This window comes from Corynebacterium xerosis NBRC 16721 = ATCC 373 (genome assembly GCF_001552415.1).
In the GTDB taxonomy this organism is placed as follows: domain Bacteria; phylum Actinomycetota; class Actinomycetes; order Mycobacteriales; family Mycobacteriaceae; genus Corynebacterium; species Corynebacterium xerosis.
The window spans coordinates 248,878-266,220 of the sequence record NZ_BCRD01000005.1 but is presented as its reverse complement, the minus strand read 5'-3'; the positions used below and the strand labels follow the sequence as shown (position 1 = coordinate 266,220).

Genomic DNA, 17,343 nt, shown 5'->3' with positions numbered 1-17,343 from the left:
ATAGTCGCTGTTGAGGGCATATGACGCAGGGTGCCCCTGTGGCGCCCGGGTGTCGTGGCGCACACCCCGGCGAACAGGGTGAATCGGTGCACTCCCCGCGTCACGGGGCTTCGGGGGCCCCGAATGGAGGGGGAAGCGGTGCGTCCGCGACGCGAATTCCGGAAAGGTCGCCCGGTGGCCGCCACCCCCGCGGCGCCGTCATCGTTCGGCCAGCAGCGCCATCGTCTCCTCGTCGCTGAGCATGGCCGCCTCGAATGCGGCGAGTGCGGCGTCGGCGTCGAAGTGGACGCCGATGAGCACGACCTCGTTCGACGGGGCGATGTCGGTGCGGGCCCATTCGACGGCCGGCTGGATGGACAGGTTCGGGCCGACTTGGCTCCACACCTGCGCGATCTCCAGGCGATCGGCGATCCAGCAGTGGCCCTTCGAGCGGACCAGGCCGCGCGTGGCGCGCAGGGCGGCGACCAGGCGGTCGCGGTCGAACGGGCGGTCGCCGCGGAAGGTGACGGAGGAAATCCCGTACTCCTCGGTTTCCGGGGTGTGCGGGTTCGCCAGCTCCTCGGCGTAGCCGTGGTAGGTCGCGGCGGTGGCTTCGTCGTAAAGCCCCGCATCCAGGACGATGCCGGCGCCGACCTCGCCGTCGGTCACCCGCAGGATGCGGGCGCGCGGGTTCATGGCCCGCACGGCGTCCTCGGTCGCCCGGGCCACCGGCTCGTCGACGAGGTCGGTCTTGGTGATCAGGATGAGGTCCGCGAACTCGACCTGGTCGACGAGCAGATCGGAGACCGTGCGCTCGTCGTCCGGGGTGGCCTGGCGGTCGGCTGCGGACAGGGGAGTGCCGGAACGCAGCATCGGCAGGAACTGCGAGGCGTCGACGAGCGTGACCATCGTGTCGATGGGCGCGACGTCGGCCAGGCGGGAACCGTCCTCGAATTCCCACTCGAAGGTCGCCGCCACGGGCATGGGCTCGGAGATGCCGGTCGATTCGATGACGATCTGGTCGTACTTGCCGGAGCGCGCCAGGTTCCCGACGCCCTCGACCAGGTCCTCGCGCAGGGTGCAGCAAATGCAGCCGTTGGACAGCTCGACGAAGCGGTCTTCGCCGCGGGTGAGGTGGGAGCCGGCGGCGATGAGGTCGGCGTCGACGTTTACCTCGGAGAAGTCGTTGACGATCACGGCCAGCCGGCGGCCGGCGCGGTCCGCCAGGAGATTGTTCAGGAGCGTGGTCTTGCCGGCGCCGAGGAAGCCGGAGAGGACCGTCACGGGAGTGGGGGAGGAGTGGGTCATGCGGACACCATACTTTAACGAAAACCATTTGCAACAAGCGGGCTTTGCGACGATGCCGACGTGGCCGTGTCCGGGGTTTTGCGGGGGAGGGGGCGTCGGGGAATGGGCGTTTCTGCGGTGTGACGTCTCTTTTGGCGGTCGAAGTTTGTGATGGGGCTCACTTGCTTGCCGAAAAATCTCTAAGGTTTAACTGAGGGTTAACAGAAGCTGGCCCGAGTTTTCACACCGTTTCCATAACTTCATAGGTGGCCCGTCCCGATCGGGCCGCCCGCCGTCGTTCGACGGGCACCATCGACTACTTGGCGCCCGCGATGGCCTCCGAGAATCCGGGGCACAACCCCGGCCCGAAGAAAGGCAAGACCATGAAGTCACCCAAGAAGGCGATCATCGCCGGGCTCACCGCCATCGCGGCGAGCGCGGCGATGGTGGCGTGCAGCTCCGATGACGGATCCGGCGGAGGGGGCGATGGCTCCGAGGCCATCAACGCCTACGGCTGCGAGCCCCAGTCCCCGCTGCTGTCCACCGACACCAACGAAACCTGCGGCGGCGACATCATCGACACGCTGTACACCGGCCTGGTGACCTACACGGCCGACGGCGACACGGAAATGGCCGTCGCGGACTCCATCGAGCCCAACGACGACGCCACCGAGTTCACCATCAAGCTCAAGGACGACTGGACCTTCACCAACGGCGAGGCGGTCACCGCCGACTCCTTCATCGACGCGTGGAACTACGGCGCCGCCTCGAAGAACGCCCAGAAGCAGCAGTACTTCTACGAGAACATCGAGGGCTACGACGCGGTCGCCGAGGAGGGGGCCACCGCCGACACCATGTCCGGCCTGGAGAAGGTCTCCGACACCGAGTTCAAGGTCAAGCTGTCCAGCCCCGAGGCGTCCTTCCCCATGCGCCTGGGCTTCACCGCGTACTTCCCGTGGCCCAAGGTCGCCTTCGACGACGTCGAGGCCTACGGCCAGGCGCCGATCGGCAACGGCCCGTACAAGCTGGCCTCCGATGACGCGTGGCAGCACAACGTCGGCCTGAACACCGTGGTCAACGAGGACTACGCCGGTGAGGCGCCCGCCAACGGCGGCGTGAACTTCGTGTTCTACCAGAACCTCGACACCGCCTACGCCGACCTGCAGTCGGGTCGACTCGACGTGCTGAACACCATCCCCACCGCGGCTCTGTCGAACTACAAGAACGACTTCCCGGATTCCAACGGTGAACTGGCCGCGATGCGCTCCCAGACCTTCGTCATCCCTCAGTACCTCGAGCACTTCGGTGAAGACGAGGAAGGCAAGCTCCGTCGTCAGGCGATCTCCCTGGCCTTCGACCGCCAGCTGATCGTCGACACCATCTTCGCCGGCGCCGCCGAGCCGGCCGTCGACTTCGCCGTGCCCACCCTGCCGGGCATTGAGTCCCCGGACTCCTCCGAGACCATCGGCTACGACCCCGAGCGCGCCAAGGAACTGTGGGCGCAGGCCGACGAGATCCGGCCGTTCTCCGGCAAGTTCGAGATCGCCTACAACGCCGACGGCGACCACCAGCCGTGGGTCGAGGCCATCACCAACGGCATCTCCGACACCCTCGGCATCGAGGCCACCGGAAAGGCGTACCCGCTGTTCAAAGGCCTGCGTGACGACGTCACCAGCGAGTCCGTGAACTCCGCGTTCCGCTCCGGCTGGCAGGCCGACTACCCGTCGATCTCCAACTTCCTCGAGCCGCAGTACAAGTCCGACGGATCGTCCAACGACGGCAAGTACGCCAACCCCGAGGTCGACCGTCTCCTCGAGGAGGCCGCCGCCGAAACCGACACCGCCAAGGCCAATGACCTGTACAAGCAGGCCCAGGAAATCATGGTCGACGAGCTGCCCGCTATCCCGATGTGGGTGCCCATGTCCTCCTACGCGTGGAACCCCGAAGTCTCCGGCGTCGACATGATGTGGAACGGCACGTTCGATTACGCGCCCATGAAGAAGGGCTGATCCGAGTGCCGTGGTACATCGGCAAGCGGCTGCTCCAAATGATCCCGGTGTTTTTCGGGGCCACCTTCCTGATCTACGCGATGGTGTTCCTGACCCCGGGCGACCCGATCCAGGCGTTGGCGGGCGACAAGCCCCTGACGCCTGCGGTCGAGGCGGAGCTCCGCGAGCGCTACAACCTGGATAAGCCGTTCCTCGTGCAGTACCTCATGTACGTCGGCGGCATCTTCCAGTTCGATTTCGGCCAGACGTTCTCCGGCCGGCCCGTCACCGACGTCCTCGCCGACGCCTTCCCCGTGACGATCAAGCTGGCGCTGATGGCGCTGGTGATCGAGACGATCTTCGGCATCGGCTTCGGCGTCGTCGCGGGCCTGCGCAAGGGCGGCTGGTTCGACTCCACCGTGCTGGTGGTGTCGCTGTTCATCATCGCCGTGCCGATCTTCGTCATCGGCTTCGTCGCCCAGTTCATCTTCGGCATCAAGTTGGCGGTGGTGCCGCCGACGGTGGGCGGCAACGCCGACTTCATCGACTTGATAATGCCGGCGACGGTGCTGGGGTTGGTGTCCTTCGCCTACGTGCTGCGGCTTACCCGATCGTCGGTCGCGGAGGCGGTGGGGTCGGACTTCGTCCGCACGGCCTATGCCCGCGGCATGTCGAGGCGCGAGGTCGTCGGCTCGCACGTCCTGCGCAATTCGCTGATCCCCGTCGTGACCTTCATCGGCGCGGACCTGGCGGCGCTGATGGGCGGGGCCATCGTCACCGAGGGCATCTTCAACATCCCCGGCGTCGGCGGCCTGATCTTCCGGTCCGTGACCATCGGCGAAACGCCGACGGTGGTCAGCGTGGTCACCGTGCTGGTGATCATCTACATGGTGGCCAACCTGCTCATCGACCTTCTGTACGCAGCACTCGACCCGAGGATCCGATATGCCTGACCCCAAGAACCTTTCCGGCGCAGCCGGGGCGGCCGGGGGATCCGGCGACGCCGGGTTGCCCGACGTCGGCGCCGTCACGGCGTCCACCCTCGACGGCGTCCGCCTCCAGCGTGGCCACGCACCCGTGTCCACCGAGGACGTGCTCACCCGCGACCAGAAGCTCCCCGACACCGTGCCCCTGGGCATGTGGGGGGAGGCGTGGCGGCGCATGCGCCGGCGGCCCCTGTTCTGGGTGTCCGTGGCCATCATCGCCCTGGTCACCGTCGTCGCGCTGTTCCCCGGGCTGTTCACGTCCGTGGACCCGCGCGCGGCGGACCTGCGCAACTCGCTGGGGGAGCCGACCGACGGCCATCCCTTCGGTTTCACGCAGCAGGGCTACGACGTCTACTCCCGCGTCATCTACGGCGCCCGGCCGTCGGTGATCGTCGGCGTGTGCGTGACGCTGCTGGTGACCCTGCTGGGCATCCTCATCGGCGCGACGGCGGGGTGGATCGGCGGTTTCCTCGATTCGTTCCTGTCGCGCATCACCGACATCTTCTTCGCCATCCCGCTGCTGCTCGCCGGCATCGTCCTGATGCAGGTGTTCCCCAGCCGGGACGTGTTGACGGTGACGTTGGTGCTGGCCCTGTTCGGCTGGCCGTCGATGGCGCGCGTGGTGCGTTCGTCCGTGCTCGCCGTGAAGAACAACGAGTACGTCACCGCATCCCGTGCGCTGGGCCTGTCCAGCGGGCGCATCCTGCTGCGGCACGTGCTGCCCAACTGCCTGGCGCCGATCATCGTCATGGCGACGACGTCGCTGGGCATCTACATCGTCGCTGAGGCGACGCTGTCGTACCTGGGCATCGGCCTGCCGCCGACCGAGGTGAGCTGGGGCAACGACATCTCCGTCGCCCAGAACACCCTGCGCCAGTCGCCGACGACGCTGTTCTACCCGGCCGGTGCGCTGGCCCTGACCGTGTTGGGCTTCATTTTGCTCGGCGACGTGGTCAAGGACGCGCTCGACCCGAAGGAGAGGAAGAAGTGACGGACACTCCCGCGCACGACAACCCCGCCCGCGAGGCTTCCGCCCGCGCCGGTGCCGAGGTGCCCCTGCTGTCCATGCGGGGCGTCGACATCGCCTTCGGCGGCAAAAAGAACCCCGCCCCGACGGTGTTCGGAGTCGACCTGGACATCTTCCCGGGCGAGACCGTCGCCATCGTCGGCGAGTCCGGTTCGGGCAAGTCGACGCTGGCGCATTCGATCATCGGGCTGCTGCCCGGCGGCGGCCACGTCACCGGCGGCACGACCACCTTCGACGGCGAGGACATCACCCATGCGTCCAATCGGCGGATGACGGCCCTGCGCGGCGCGGAGATCGGCCTGGTCCCGCAGGACCCGATGTCGAACCTCAACCCGGTGTGGAAGGTCGGCCACCAGATCAAGGAGTCGCTGCGCGCCAACGGCATCGCCTCCGGGTCGAAGGCCCATGCCCGCGCCATCGAGCTGCTGGAGGAGGCGGGGCTGCCGGACGCCAAGCGGCGCATCGACCAGTTCCCGCACGAGTATTCCGGCGGCATGCGCCAGCGCGCGCTCATCGCGATCGGGCTGTCGGCACGGCCGAAGCTGCTCATCGCCGATGAGCCGACGTCGGCGCTCGACGTGACGGTGCAGCGGCAGATCCTCGATCACCTCGATGGCCTGACCCGCGAACTCGGCACGTCGGTGCTGCTGATCACGCACGATCTGGGGCTCGCCGCCGAGCGGGCGTCGCGGATCATCGTGATGAGCCAGGGCCACGTCGTCGAGTGGGGCCCGGCGCTGGAGATCCTCCAGGATCCCCGGCACGAGTACACCAAGCGCCTGGTCGCGGCGGCCCCGTCGCTGCGCGCCCGCCGCGACGACGTCCTCGATCGCCGGGCCGAGGTCCGCGAGGAGGCGATGGAGCAGGCCGATGCGCCGGGCGTCACCGCCGGCGGCGACGTGCCGATCCTCGAGGTCCGCAATCTGACCAAGGTGTTCGAGGTCCCCGGCGCCAAGCCGTGGAAGAAGGATTCCTTCACCGCGGTCGACGACGTCACGTTTTTCATGCCGCGCGGCACCACCACGGCCATCGTCGGCGAGTCCGGTTCGGGCAAGTCGACGGTCGCCCAGATGGTTCTGGGATTGTTGGAGCCGACGTCGGGCACGGCGTCGTTCGATGGCGTCGACGTCGCCGATCGGTGCCGCAAGCGCGGTGGCGAGGGCGGGGAGCTGGATTTCCGCCGCCGCGTCCAGCCGATTTTCCAGAACCCGTACGGGTCCCTCGATCCGATGTATTCGGTGTACAACACCATCGCGGAGCCTCTGCGCATCCACGGCATCGGCGACGAGAAGTCCCGTCAGGCCCGGGTCAACGAGCTGCTCGACCGCGTGTCCATTCCCCGGCCGATGGCGCACCGCTATCCCGGGGAGCTGTCGGGCGGTCAGCGCCAGCGCGTGGCCATCGCCCGCGCCCTGGCCCTGAATCCGGAGATGGTGGTGTGCGACGAGGCGGTCAGCGCCCTCGACGTGCTGGTGCAGTCCCAGATCCTCGACCTGCTCAATTCGCTGCAGGCCGAGCTGGGGTTGTCGTACCTGTTCATCACCCATGACCTGGCGGTGGTCAAGCAGATCGCCGATCAGGTGCTGGTGATGGAGAAGGGCCGCATCGTCGAAACCGGCCGCACCGACGAGCTCTTCGAGAACCCCTCGGAGGAGTACACCCGCCGGCTGCTCGATTCGATTCCCGGCGGCAGCATCGAGCTGCACGCGGGATAAGGCCACCGCTTTTCCGCTAGACGACGCCCCGTCCCCGACCTTCGTGGTCGGGGGCGGGGTTTCGCCGTGGTGCGGCGGTCAGCGACCGGTGTCCTCCGGGTCGTCCCAGTCGTCCAAATCATCCCACCCGTCCATGTCGGCCGAGAGCTCGTCCGCGAGTTCGAGGATGGCGTCTCGGAACGCTCCGTCGGACAGGCGCATCTCGCCGGTGATGGGGTGTTTCCCGTACGACACGGCCTCGATCTCCATGGCGCCGTCGTCCCAATGCATGAACCACGTGCCGGGCATGCCGGTCGAGTCGGCGGAGTCGGCGGAGAACTTCATCAACAACTCGATGCTGTCCAGGTCGCAGGGTGCGCTGAGCCCGGTTGCCAGAATTTCGTGGCGGTTGGGTATGGCGAAGAGCATGCCGTGGCCGATGGCATCGGCCTCACCGGCGCGGCTCACGCCGGCGGTGCCGCGGCGGATCGCCGCCGGCACGAACGGCAGCTTCGACGCCACCAGGTTCGACTCGCCCTTGAAGGACCACAACATCGCGCCGGTCTCCGGGTGGGCCATGAGGTCGATATCGCAGTGCAGTTTTTCGGTGTTCTTGCGGGCGGCGTCGTAAAGCAAATCGAGGTCCCGGCCCTCCACCTGAAGATCCGACAGATACGCCAGGTGCTGGCCCATCTTCATCTGCAGGACTTCGTGGAACGGGCCGAACTTCCGGGCGTAGGTGTAGGCGCCGGGCCCGAACTCGGCGGGCAACTCCCACAACAGGCGGGAGTAGGTGTTCTTCATCAGCTCGACCTCGCCGATCCCAGGCACGTCCGGCGGACCCTCCACCGCGGGCCTGATGAAGTCCTCGATGATGCGCCGCCACTTCGTGCGCGGGGCGTTGCCGAGCATGTGCTCGAGAATGTGCGTGTTGAAGATGGTGCCGTCACCCAGTTCCAGGCGGGCACCGGCGCCGTCGTCGGTGATCCCCTCCACCGTGATGCCGGACCATTTGAGCGTGCGGATGATCATTTTCAGGGACGGCCGTGCCGTCGTCGTTTCCCCCATGGCCCGCAAACTAGCGGGGACGCCGCACGTCCGCAGAAGTGCAGTCACGGGGGCATCGCAACGGGGGAGGACGGATCGCGTTGGCCGCTGGTGGCGCCGGGTATTCTCGTGGGTGATATCAATCGGCGTCGGCGCCACGGAAAGAAAGGCGGCACGCGATGAGCCGCAGCGAGAAGGAACCGCTTTTCGACGACAACCCGTGGGGCGACGGTAAGCCCGGAAATTTCGAATCCGCCGGCAACCGCATGTCGGCGGGGATGAAGGCAGGGATCATCATCGCCGCGTTGGTGGCGGTCATCGCCGTCGCCGTGGCGGTGACCGTTGTGGCGTTGACGGGGAACGACGGGGAACCGGCGGCGGATGCATCGTCCGAAACGGCGGGTCCCGCCCCGGGCTCCACTTCTTCGCCCGAGACCGAGACCGAACCCGAAGAACCTGCCATGGATTCGGCGGCGATGCTCGAGGGGGCCGGTTTCGAGGTGGTGATTTCCGGGCCCGCCCCGGAGGCCGTCGAGAGCTGGGGTGACTACCAGCTGGAACGTTCGACCGATGGGCGGGTCCGCGTCTTCGAGCACTCGGGGCCGACGCAGGCAACGCTTGACGGGGGCCAATGGCCGATGTCGATGAATTCCTGCGGCATCGTGACGTATCTGGTCGTGTTCCGGAGCGCGAACGAAAACGTCATGCTCAACGCGAGTCTGGCCAATTCGGTGGGTGACGTCGTCGCCTCTCAGCAGGGCGACCGGGGCTGGATGCTGCTGACCAACTGTGCGACCCCGCAATGGGAGTTCATGTCGTCGACGGATGAGGGCAATCTCGGTGACGTCGTCTACGACGTCCACGAGTACCGGCAGTCGGCGTCGGCGGCGGGTGCGGGGCAGGGTGCTGATGACGGTTCCGGGGTCAGCGCGGATGGTGGCGGCGAGGCGAAGTACTTTTACTATTGCGTCGAGGATTCTCCCGGTCAGGCGATCATGACCGACGGCTCCGTCGGCTACGAGGAATACTGCGTGCAGAATCCCCAGGCGACCCGCGCTTCGTTGGGGGAGCGGTGCTGCGGCGGCTTGAACGGGTCCCAAACTTGTGGTCAGGATCTGTGGTACGACGTGTGCCAGTCGCGCCCGCCGGGCTGGTGACGCCACCACCGTGACCCCGCCAATCTCATTTGGTAGGATTGTCGCGTCCATATAGTGAGAAGGGATCCCCGCGACAATGAGCGACACCACCGGCACCACCGGCCCGCTGAAGATCGCCGTCATCGACGGCGACGGCATCGGCACCGAGGTCACCGCCGAGGCCCTCAAGGTCCTCCGCGCGACCATCGGCGACTTCGAGACCACCGAATACGATCTCGGCGCCCGCCGCTACGAGCGCAATGGTGAGCTGCTCACCGACGCCGACCTCGACAGCCTCCGGGAGCACGACGCCATCCTGCTCGGCGCCATCGGCGATCCGCGGAAGGTGCCGCCGGGAATCCTCGAGCGCGGCCTGCTGCTGAAGATGCGTTTCGCGCTGGATCACCACGTCAACCTGCGCCCGTCGAAGCTGTACCCGGGCGTCGAGTCGCCGCTGAAGAACCCCGGCGACATCGACTTCGTCGTCGTCCGCGAGGGCACCGAGGGCGCGTACACCGGCAACGGCGGCGCCATTCGCGTCGGCACGCCCCAGGAAGTGGCCAACGAGACGTCGGTCAACACCCGCTTCGGCGCCGAGCGCGTCGTCCGCTACGCCTTCGACCTGGCCATGACCCGCCGCAAGAAGCTCACCCTCGTGCACAAAACCAACGTCCTGGTCCATGGCGGCGGCCTGTGGCAGCGCACCGTCGACGAGGTCGCCTCCGAGTACCCCGAGGTCGCCGTCGACTACAGCCACATCGACGCCGCGACCATCTACATGGTCACCGACCCGTCGCGCTTCGACGTCATCGTCACCGACAACCTCTTCGGCGACATCATCACCGACGAGGCCGGCGCGATCTCCGGCGGCATCGGCCTGGCCGCTTCGGCCAACATCGATGCCTCCCGCACCAACCCGTCGATGTTCGAGCCGGTCCACGGTTCCGCCCCGGACATCGCCGGCCAGGGCATCGCCGACCCGACCGCCGCGATTCTCTCCGGTGCGATGATGCTGCGCCACCTCGGCCGCGAGGACGACGCCGCCCGCATCGAGCGTGCCGTCGAGGCCGACGTCGCATCCCGCGGCGACGCCCCCATGGTCACCTCGGAGGTCGGTGACCGCATCGCCGCCGCGGTGTCGCAGGGTTAGGTTTCGCTTTACGACGCTCACGCTCACCTCATGGAAAGGCGCCCGGATCGAATTCCGATCCGGGCGCCTTTTGGCGTGTGCACGGGCCGTCACCAAGCAATAAGTGAACGCACCCCGGGGCGCGCGGCACCAACTGTGGACGCTTCCCCGATTTTGTTGCGTGAAATCGGGGAAGCGTCCGCAGTTGCGTCCCCAACTCAGGCGACGCGCACCGGGCTGCGGGGCTCCGTGGAGGAGGCCGGGATCAGGGAGCCGGTCGCGAACTTCCTGCGGCGCAGCAGCCGCATCGCGTTGACGATGACCACCAGCACCGACAGCTCGTGGACGAGCATGCCGATGGCCATGGTCACGCCGCCCGCGAACACGCCCGCCAAGAGCACGGCGACGGTGAGCAGGGCGATGAAGATGTTTTGCTTCATCACGCGGTTGGTGCGCTTGGCCAAGTCGATGGCCTCCGGCAGCTTGAGCAGGTCGTCGGACATCAGCGCGATGTCGGCGGACTCGACCGCGACGGCGGAACCGGCGGCGCCCATGGCCACGCCGATGTCCGCGGCGGCAAGCGCCGGGGCGTCGTTGACGCCGTCGCCTACCATCGCGACCGTGCGGCCGGCGGCGCGGTAGGACTCCACGGCGTCGTACTTGCCCTCCGGCAGCAGCGACGCGCGGATCTCGTCGACCCCGGTCGCGCCGCCGATGGCGCGGGCCACCGGTTCGACGTCGCCGGTGAGCATGACGACGTCCTTGACGCCGATGCGGTGCAGGCCTGCGACCATGTCGGCCGCCATGTCGCGGACCTCGTCGGCGACGGCGATGACGCCGAGCGCGCGGCCGCCCGCCGCGACGATCATCGGGGTGGTCCCGCCGTCCGCCAGTTCGCCGGCGACGCGGGCTGCGTCAGGGGAATCGATGCCGAACTGCTCGAGCAGCGCGGGGTTGCCCACCAGGATCAGCTCGCCGTCGGCGACGGCGCGGATGCCCTTGCCGGGAACGGATTCCACGGTGTCCGGCAGCGCGACGGACAGACCTCCGTCGCGGGCGGCCTCGAGGATGGGCGCGGCCAGCGGGTGCTCGGAGCCGGCCTCCGCGCGGGCCGCCGCGGCCAGCACCTCGCGACGGGTGACGCCCTCGCCGACGGGGATGACGTCGACCAGGCGCGGCTCGCCGACGGTGAGCGTGCCGGTCTTGTCCACGGCGACCAGGTCGATGTCGGCCGCGGTCTCCAGGAATTCGCCGCCCTTGATCAGGATGCCGTCGCGCGCCGCACGGCCGATGCCGGAGACGATGGACACCGGGATCGAGATGACCAGCGCGCCGGGGCAGCCGATGACCAGCAGCGTCAGCGCCAGCTCGACGTCGCGGAACGCCAGCCCCGCGACGACGGCCAGGACGATGATGCCCGGCGTGTACCAGCGTGAGAACTTCTCCATGAACGTCTGCGTCGGAGCCTTCGCGTCCTGCGCCTCCTCGACGCGGTGGATGATGCGCGCGAGCGTCGTGTCCGCGCCGACGCCGGTGGCCTCGACCCGCAGGAAGCCGCCGCGGGAGATGGTTCCGGCGAACACCTGGTCGCCGATCCGCTTGTCGACGGGCACCGACTCGCCCGTGATGCTCGCCTGGTCGATGGCGCCGGTTCCGTCGACGACCACCCCATCGACGGGGACCTTGGCGCCGTTCTTCACGATGACGATCTCGCCCGCGGCGACCTCGGCGGCGCCGACCGTGACCTGTTCGCCGCCGCGGAGGACGACCGCCTCGTCGGGGGCGACCGCGATGAGCTCCTGCAGCGCGGACCTCGTCTTGTTCAGCGTCGCCGACTCCAGGGCATTGCCCACGGCGAAGAGGAAGGTCACCGCCGCGGCTTCCCAGTAGTTGCCGATGAGGATGGCTCCGACGGCGGCAACGGTCACCAGTGCGTCGATGCCGATGTCGCGGACCATCAGTGCCCGGACGGCGCCCCGGGCGATGCGCCAGCCGGCGACCACGGCCGCGGCGAGCATCAGGCCGTTGGCCACCGCGTGCGCGCCGGCGAGGCCCGATGCGATCCACGAGGCGATGATGAGCGTGCCCGAGATGATCGGCACCGCCCACCGTCCGGTGAGGAATCCGTTGAAGCGTGTCATTGTCCCGTCCTTTCGGTTCAGGTCGCCCACTGCCGCGGCCGAGCGGGCCGGTCACCAGGCGATTTCCAGGTTCGTCTCCGACGGTATGGGGGAGCGGCGCTCCGGAGAATGACGCGGATCAATTGTCCGGGAGAGGTTCGGAAGGGAGGAGAGGTGGAGGAGAGGTGGAGGAGAGGGGGACGAGCGGGGACGCGAAAACCGCCCCGCACCGGTGGTCCGGTACGGGGCGGTTCGGGTCGGCGGGCGGGAGTCAGAAGGCGGATGCCTTGGCGACGTACCCGGCCTTCGCGATCTCGTCGATGATGGCGTCGGCGCCGGCGACCTCCGGGTCGTGGTCGACCTCGATGCGCGAGGTGTTGAAGTGGACGGTCACGCCGGAGACTCCGGGCATGCGGCCGACCCGCTTCTCGATCTTGGAGACGCACGACGGGCAGGTGAAGCCCTCGGCGCGGAGCATGGTGGTGGTGACGTCGGACATGGTGATCGCTTCCTTTCGGCTGGTCGGAGGGTCGTGGCCCGCCGTTTTCCTTGGTGCGCCACTCACGCTATTGCGGGGCGGCGGAAGCGACATTGACGTGCGTCAATTATCCGGAAATCATCCTTCGGCGAGCTCCCGGAGCGCGGCCATGTCGATGATCGCGGTCCATTTGCGGCCCGTGTCGATGACGCCGTCGCGGCGCATGGCGCTCATGGCGCGGCTCACCGACTCCGTGGTCGATCCGGTCATTCCGGCGAGGTCCGCCCGGGTCAGCGGCACCTGCAGCAACACCCCGTCGGGCCCGGGATCGCCGAACTTCGCGGCCAGGCGGACCAGCGCACCGGCCACCCTTTGCGCGACGGTGCCGGTCACGGCCGCGAATGCCGCGCGGGTCGAACTGAGTTGGCCCGCGACCTCGTCGAAGGCTCGCACGGCGACTGCGGGGTAATCGCCGAGCAGGGTGCGGAATCCCTCGGAGTCGATGCGCAGCGCGCACGTCGTCTGCAGGGCCATGACGGAATCTCCGTGGACACCCATGCCCAACGACGCCACTCCACCGAACAGATCCCCGGGGCCGAGCACGTCGAGGACGATTTCGGCGCCGTCCGCGTCGGTCCGCGTCATTTTCGCGCGCCCGGAGGCGAGGACGTACAGGTCGTCGGCGGGGTCCCCTTCGACGTACAGGTATTCGCCGGCGGCCCAGGATCGGGCGGTCATCCGCTCGCCCACGTCGGCGATGTCCCGTTCGCCCAGGTCCCCGAACAGCGCCGTCGCCGCCAGCACCCGGCGCCGCACGGGCGCGGGGCAGGAGTGCGGCTCTCCGCAGGCCGCCCGCAGCGGCACGTATCGTCGTTCACTCATGGCCCCATCGAACCATGATCGGCCACGCTCAGTCCGACAACAGCGCGATGAGCTGCTCGCGCACCACCCAGCGACGGCGCTGGGTGCGCTCGGGACCGCGGACGCCCTCGGAAACGCGGATGCAGGCCGCCTCGATGTCGACGGTGCCCAGCTGCATGCCGTCGGTGGTGGTGATGACGTGCCCGCCGTAGTACTCGTCCGGCTCGATTGCGTCGGCCGGATGCCCCTGGCGGTCCAGCTCGTCGATGATCAGGTCGAGCACCGACCGCTTCTGGCCGGCCCGCGGCAGTCCCGCGACCAGCGCGTCGCGGGTGATCTCCAGGTGGCCGAGGTGCTGCGCGCATTCGTGGTACACGTGCACCATCACGCCGCCGATCGTCGGCAGCCACCAGCGCCGCTTGTCGGTCGGGGGAGCGGCGGGCGCGTCCTGCGGGTCGGCGTCGCGGAGCTTCTCCAGCGCGGCGACGATGACCTCGCGCTGTGCGGCGTGGCGCTCCAGTTCGTCGGCGACGGAGCCGCGGGCGGAAAACTCGTCGGTGCGGTCGCGCACGTCCTCGTTGCCCAGGCACACGTGGTCGAGCCAGTATCGGGCGGAGCCTCCGACGTGGCGCAGCAGCACCAGCGGGGAGTTCACGCCGGGGATGTCGGGGCGGGCGTTGGCCAGCTCGTCGTCCATGCCGCCGACGATCGCGGCGATCGCATCGAATGCCTCGAGAATGTGGGATTCCAGCGGGCGGGCGGGGTTCTGCGTGTTCATGCATCCACCATAGCCGTGATCGATGTCACACGGCAGGCTTTGCGACGCCCATGGCTTTCACCGTTCGCCGGGCCCCGTCCCGGACCCGCCGTCGGCGGGACCGCCGGGATTGATCAGGCCGGCGCGCATCATCGCGTCTTCGAAGGGGCCGTCGACGAGCACGGACGGCTTGCCGTTGGGGCCGTCGGGGCCGCGAACGTCCTGGATCAACGGCCCGTCGCTGAACCCCGACCCGGCCACGGAGGAGGAGACTTCCGGATCGTGGATGTAATAGAGCCCCTCGAAGCCGGTGCCGTCGCCGAACCTTTCCAGGAAGTCGAAGAGCATGCCGATCCCGCGCAGCGACGTTTCGTCCACCAACGGCACGCCCACCAGGGAGCCGCGGCGCGGCGCGACGGCCAGGATGCCTTCGCCGACGGCGGGGACACCGGCCTCGTCGGCGATGCGCGCCGGCAGCGACGCGATCTGCGAGGACACGAAGAAGTGGTCCCCCTCCAGCAGCCACATCGGGCCGCCGCCCTCGACGGCGACGTTGGACAGGTCGGACTGCTCGACCTCCGTGTTCCGGCGCGCTGCGGCGAAGAGCAGATCGAGGTCCCGCTCCGCCAGGTGCGCGTCGGTGAGCGTGGTGACGTGCGACGGCAGATCCCGGCACATCACCTCCGCCAACGGGCCGATCCGGCGGGAGTACGCGAACTCCCGGTCATGGGTCTCATCGGTCATCCTGTCGAACAACCGGGAGCGCAGCGTGCGCATCAATTCGGCGTCATCGGAGGGGATGTCGTTGACGGGCGAGGCAGTGTTTTCGGCAGGCTCCGCCGCATCGGGGGCGGGCTCGGGGGTGTCCTGGGGTCCGGTCTTCCTGCGTCGGCTGAACATGGGGCCAACCTAGCAGCGGTGTTCGATATTCTGGATGAAACGATTGCCGTCGGGCGTCAGAGGTCCGGCCGGAGCCCCCAGGAGGCCCCATGTCCGTCGAACTCGACGAAATCCGCGATTTCCTCCGCCAGACCTCGCCGTTTTCGGAACTGCCGGACGAGGAGCTCAGGCAGCTGCCGTCCCGGCTGACCATGCGCTACGCCCGCCGTGGGCAGGAGATCATCTCCGCCGGCCGAGCCAACGACGCGGTCTTCATCGTTCGCTCCGGCCTCGTGGACGTCTTCGACCCCGCGGGCACGCTGCTCGACCGGCGCGACGACGGCGATCACCTCGGCTACTCCACCCTGTTGTCGGGTGAACCGTCGCTGTACACCATGACGGCGGTGGAGGACACGCTGCTGCTGGTCATCTCCCACGAGGTTTTCGACGATCTCGTCGCCCGCTTCCCGCACATCAGCCAGTACTACGGCGGCGAGAACGCGCGCATCCGCGCCGTGGCCTCGGACCTGCGCAGCTCCGCGTCCACCGACGCGCTGCGCACCCGCGTCGCCGACCTCATGGCCGGCGATCCCGTCCACATCGGCTCCGGCGCGACGATCGGGGAGGGCGCCCAGCTGATGAGCGAACGCAACGTCTCCTCGCTGCTCATCATCGACGACGGGAAACTCACCGGCATCCTCACCGACCGCGATCTGCGCCGCCGCGTGCTCGCAGCGGGCCACGGACCGGAGCTGATCATCGGCGACGTCATGACGCCGGACCCGGTCACCGTCGACCCGTCGATGTTGGCGTTCGAGGCGATGCTGCTCATGGCCGAACGCAGCTACCACCACCTGCCGGTCGCCGACGAGACGGGAGTGGTGGGCATGGTCGTCATCGGCGACCTGCTGCGCACCCTGCACACCGACCCCGTCTACGCCACGGCCACGCTGGCCCGCAAGGGCACGGTCGCCGAGATCGCCGAGGTCGCCGCCAACTCGCGGCGCGTCGTCGGCCGCTTCATCGAGCGCGGCGTGTCCGCCGACGAGGTCTCCCGCCTGCTCACCGTCACCGCCGACGCCGTCGCCCGCCGCCTGCTGACCCTGGGCGAGGAAAAATTCGGCGCCCCGCCGGTGCCGTACTCCTTCGTGGTCCTCGGCTCCCAGGGGCGCCGCGAGATGGGCATGGCCTCCGACCAGGACAACGCCTTCATCATCGACGACGCCTACGACGAAGCCGCTCACGGCGACTACTTCGCCCGGCTCGCCGACTTCGTCTGCAACTCGCTCGCCGAATGCGGCTACCCGCTGTGCCCCGGCAACATGATGGCGTCGAACCCGGATTGGCGCATGAGCCTGTCGCAGTGGAAGACGAAGTTCCACTTGTGGATCACCAAGCCCGACCCCGATGCGCTGCTCCACGCCCAGACGTTCTTCGACATCCGCGGCGTCCACGGCGACGACGAGCTGGTCGATGACCTGCGCGCCACCTACGTGCCCATCGCCGAAGGCTCCAAGCGCCTCCACGCGCACCTGGCCAAGCTCGCCGCCAACCGCGAACCCCCGTTGGGCTTCTTCCGCGGTCTCGTGCTGGAAAAGGGCGGCAGCCACGCCAACACGCTCGACATCAAGAAGGGCGGCATCGCCACCGTCGTCCAGATGGCGCGTCTGTTCGCGGTGGCCTCGGGCCTGCCCCAGGTGGGCACCCGCGACCGCCTCGCCGCGGCCGCCGGCGCCGGCGCCGTGAGCCGTCAGGGCGCCGCGGATCTGCGCGACGCCTTCGACTTCCTGGCCACCGTCCAACTCGCCCACCACGAGGCGGCGGTGAATGGGGGCGAGGTCCCCGACAACCACGTCAACCCGAAGGAGCTGTCCCGCCTCGAGCGAGAGCACCTGCGCGACGCCTTCGGGGTGATCCGCCGGCTCCAGCAGTCGCTGGCCACGAAGTACCCGATCAGCCAGATGTCGTGACGGGG

14 protein-coding genes are annotated in these 17,343 nt (G+C 68.4%); 7 read left to right on the top strand and 7 right to left on the bottom strand.

The features are described from left to right. Nucleotides 1–198: 198 nt before the first annotated feature. Nucleotides 199–1,287: a GTP-binding protein gene (locus tag CX1_RS09970; protein WP_060925604.1), complete on the bottom strand. Its 1,089-nt coding sequence runs from the start codon at nt 1,285–1,287 to the stop codon at nt 199–201. A gap of 245 nt (nt 1,288–1,532) precedes the next feature. Here CX1_RS09970 and CX1_RS09965 point away from each other — a divergent pair, with 245 nt between their 5' ends. The 4 genes from CX1_RS09965 to CX1_RS09950 all read left to right on the top strand — a co-directional run bounded on the left by CX1_RS09965 (nt 1,533) and on the right by CX1_RS09950 (nt 6,982). After that, entirely contained in the window at nt 1,533–3,275 is a 1,743-nt protein-coding gene (locus tag CX1_RS09965) for a peptide ABC transporter substrate-binding protein (RefSeq protein ID WP_306302941.1), read from the top strand. A gap of 5 nt (nt 3,276–3,280) precedes the next feature. After that, a complete protein-coding gene (locus CX1_RS09960; RefSeq protein WP_060925603.1) occupies nt 3,281–4,207 on the top strand; it encodes an ABC transporter permease in 927 nt (308 codons plus the stop codon). After that, nucleotides 4,200–5,231, top strand: a complete 1,032-nt coding sequence (locus tag CX1_RS09955; RefSeq protein ID WP_082719278.1) for an ABC transporter permease — start codon at nt 4,200–4,202, stop codon at nt 5,229–5,231. The genes CX1_RS09960 and CX1_RS09955 overlap by 8 nt, the downstream gene beginning before the upstream one ends. 74 nt (nt 5,232–5,305) lie before the next feature. Continuing rightward, entirely contained in the window at nt 5,306–6,982 is a 1,677-nt protein-coding gene (locus CX1_RS09950) for a dipeptide ABC transporter ATP-binding protein (RefSeq protein ID WP_082719294.1), read from the top strand. Between the two features lie 78 nt (nt 6,983–7,060). Here CX1_RS09950 and CX1_RS09945 read toward each other — a convergent pair whose 3' ends face one another. After that, a complete protein-coding gene (locus tag CX1_RS09945) occupies nt 7,061–8,029 on the bottom strand; it encodes a hypothetical protein (protein ID WP_146780696.1) in 969 nt (322 codons plus the stop codon). A 158-nt stretch (nt 8,030–8,187) separates the two neighbouring features. On the opposite strand from CX1_RS09945, the gene CX1_RS09940 reads away from it, so the two are divergent. Then, nucleotides 8,188–9,165 carry a hypothetical protein gene (locus CX1_RS09940; protein ID WP_052753001.1) on the top strand — a complete coding sequence of 326 codons (978 nt, stop codon included), beginning with the start codon at nt 8,188–8,190 and terminating at the stop codon, nt 9,163–9,165. Nucleotides 9,166–9,271: 106 nt separating this feature from the next. Then, a complete protein-coding gene (locus CX1_RS09935) occupies nt 9,272–10,294 on the top strand; it encodes a 3-isopropylmalate dehydrogenase (RefSeq protein ID WP_113570033.1) in 1,023 nt (340 codons plus the stop codon). Nucleotides 10,295–10,491: 197 nt separating this feature from the next. On the opposite strand, the gene CX1_RS09930 is transcribed toward CX1_RS09935, so the two are convergent. The 5 genes from CX1_RS09930 to CX1_RS09910 all read right to left on the bottom strand — a co-directional run bounded on the left by CX1_RS09930 (nt 10,492) and on the right by CX1_RS09910 (nt 15,389). After that, nucleotides 10,492–12,414, bottom strand: a complete 1,923-nt coding sequence (locus CX1_RS09930) for a heavy metal translocating P-type ATPase (RefSeq protein WP_060925600.1) — start codon at nt 12,412–12,414, stop codon at nt 10,492–10,494. A gap of 250 nt (nt 12,415–12,664) precedes the next feature. After that, nucleotides 12,665–12,892: a heavy-metal-associated domain-containing protein gene (locus CX1_RS09925; RefSeq protein ID WP_060925599.1), complete on the bottom strand. Its 228-nt coding sequence runs from the start codon at nt 12,890–12,892 to the stop codon at nt 12,665–12,667. Between the two features lie 117 nt (nt 12,893–13,009). After that, complete coding sequence (locus CX1_RS09920; protein ID WP_046649459.1) at nt 13,010–13,753, bottom strand: Crp/Fnr family transcriptional regulator; 744 nt, start codon at nt 13,751–13,753, stop codon at nt 13,010–13,012. 28 nt (nt 13,754–13,781) lie between these two features. Then, nucleotides 13,782–14,510 carry a mycothiol transferase gene (locus tag CX1_RS09915; protein ID WP_082719277.1) on the bottom strand — a complete coding sequence of 243 codons (729 nt, stop codon included), beginning with the start codon at nt 14,508–14,510 and terminating at the stop codon, nt 13,782–13,784. 57 nt (nt 14,511–14,567) lie between these two features. Beyond that, nucleotides 14,568–15,389, bottom strand: a complete 822-nt coding sequence (locus CX1_RS09910; RefSeq protein ID WP_060925598.1) for a hypothetical protein — start codon at nt 15,387–15,389, stop codon at nt 14,568–14,570. Nucleotides 15,390–15,478: 89 nt separating this feature from the next. Here CX1_RS09910 and CX1_RS09905 point away from each other — a divergent pair, with 89 nt between their 5' ends. Further along, nucleotides 15,479–17,338, top strand: coding sequence for a DUF294 nucleotidyltransferase-like domain-containing protein (locus CX1_RS09905; RefSeq protein WP_060925597.1), 1,860 nt, complete (start codon nt 15,479–15,481; stop codon nt 17,336–17,338). The last annotated feature ends 5 nt before the right edge of the window (nt 17,339–17,343 follow it).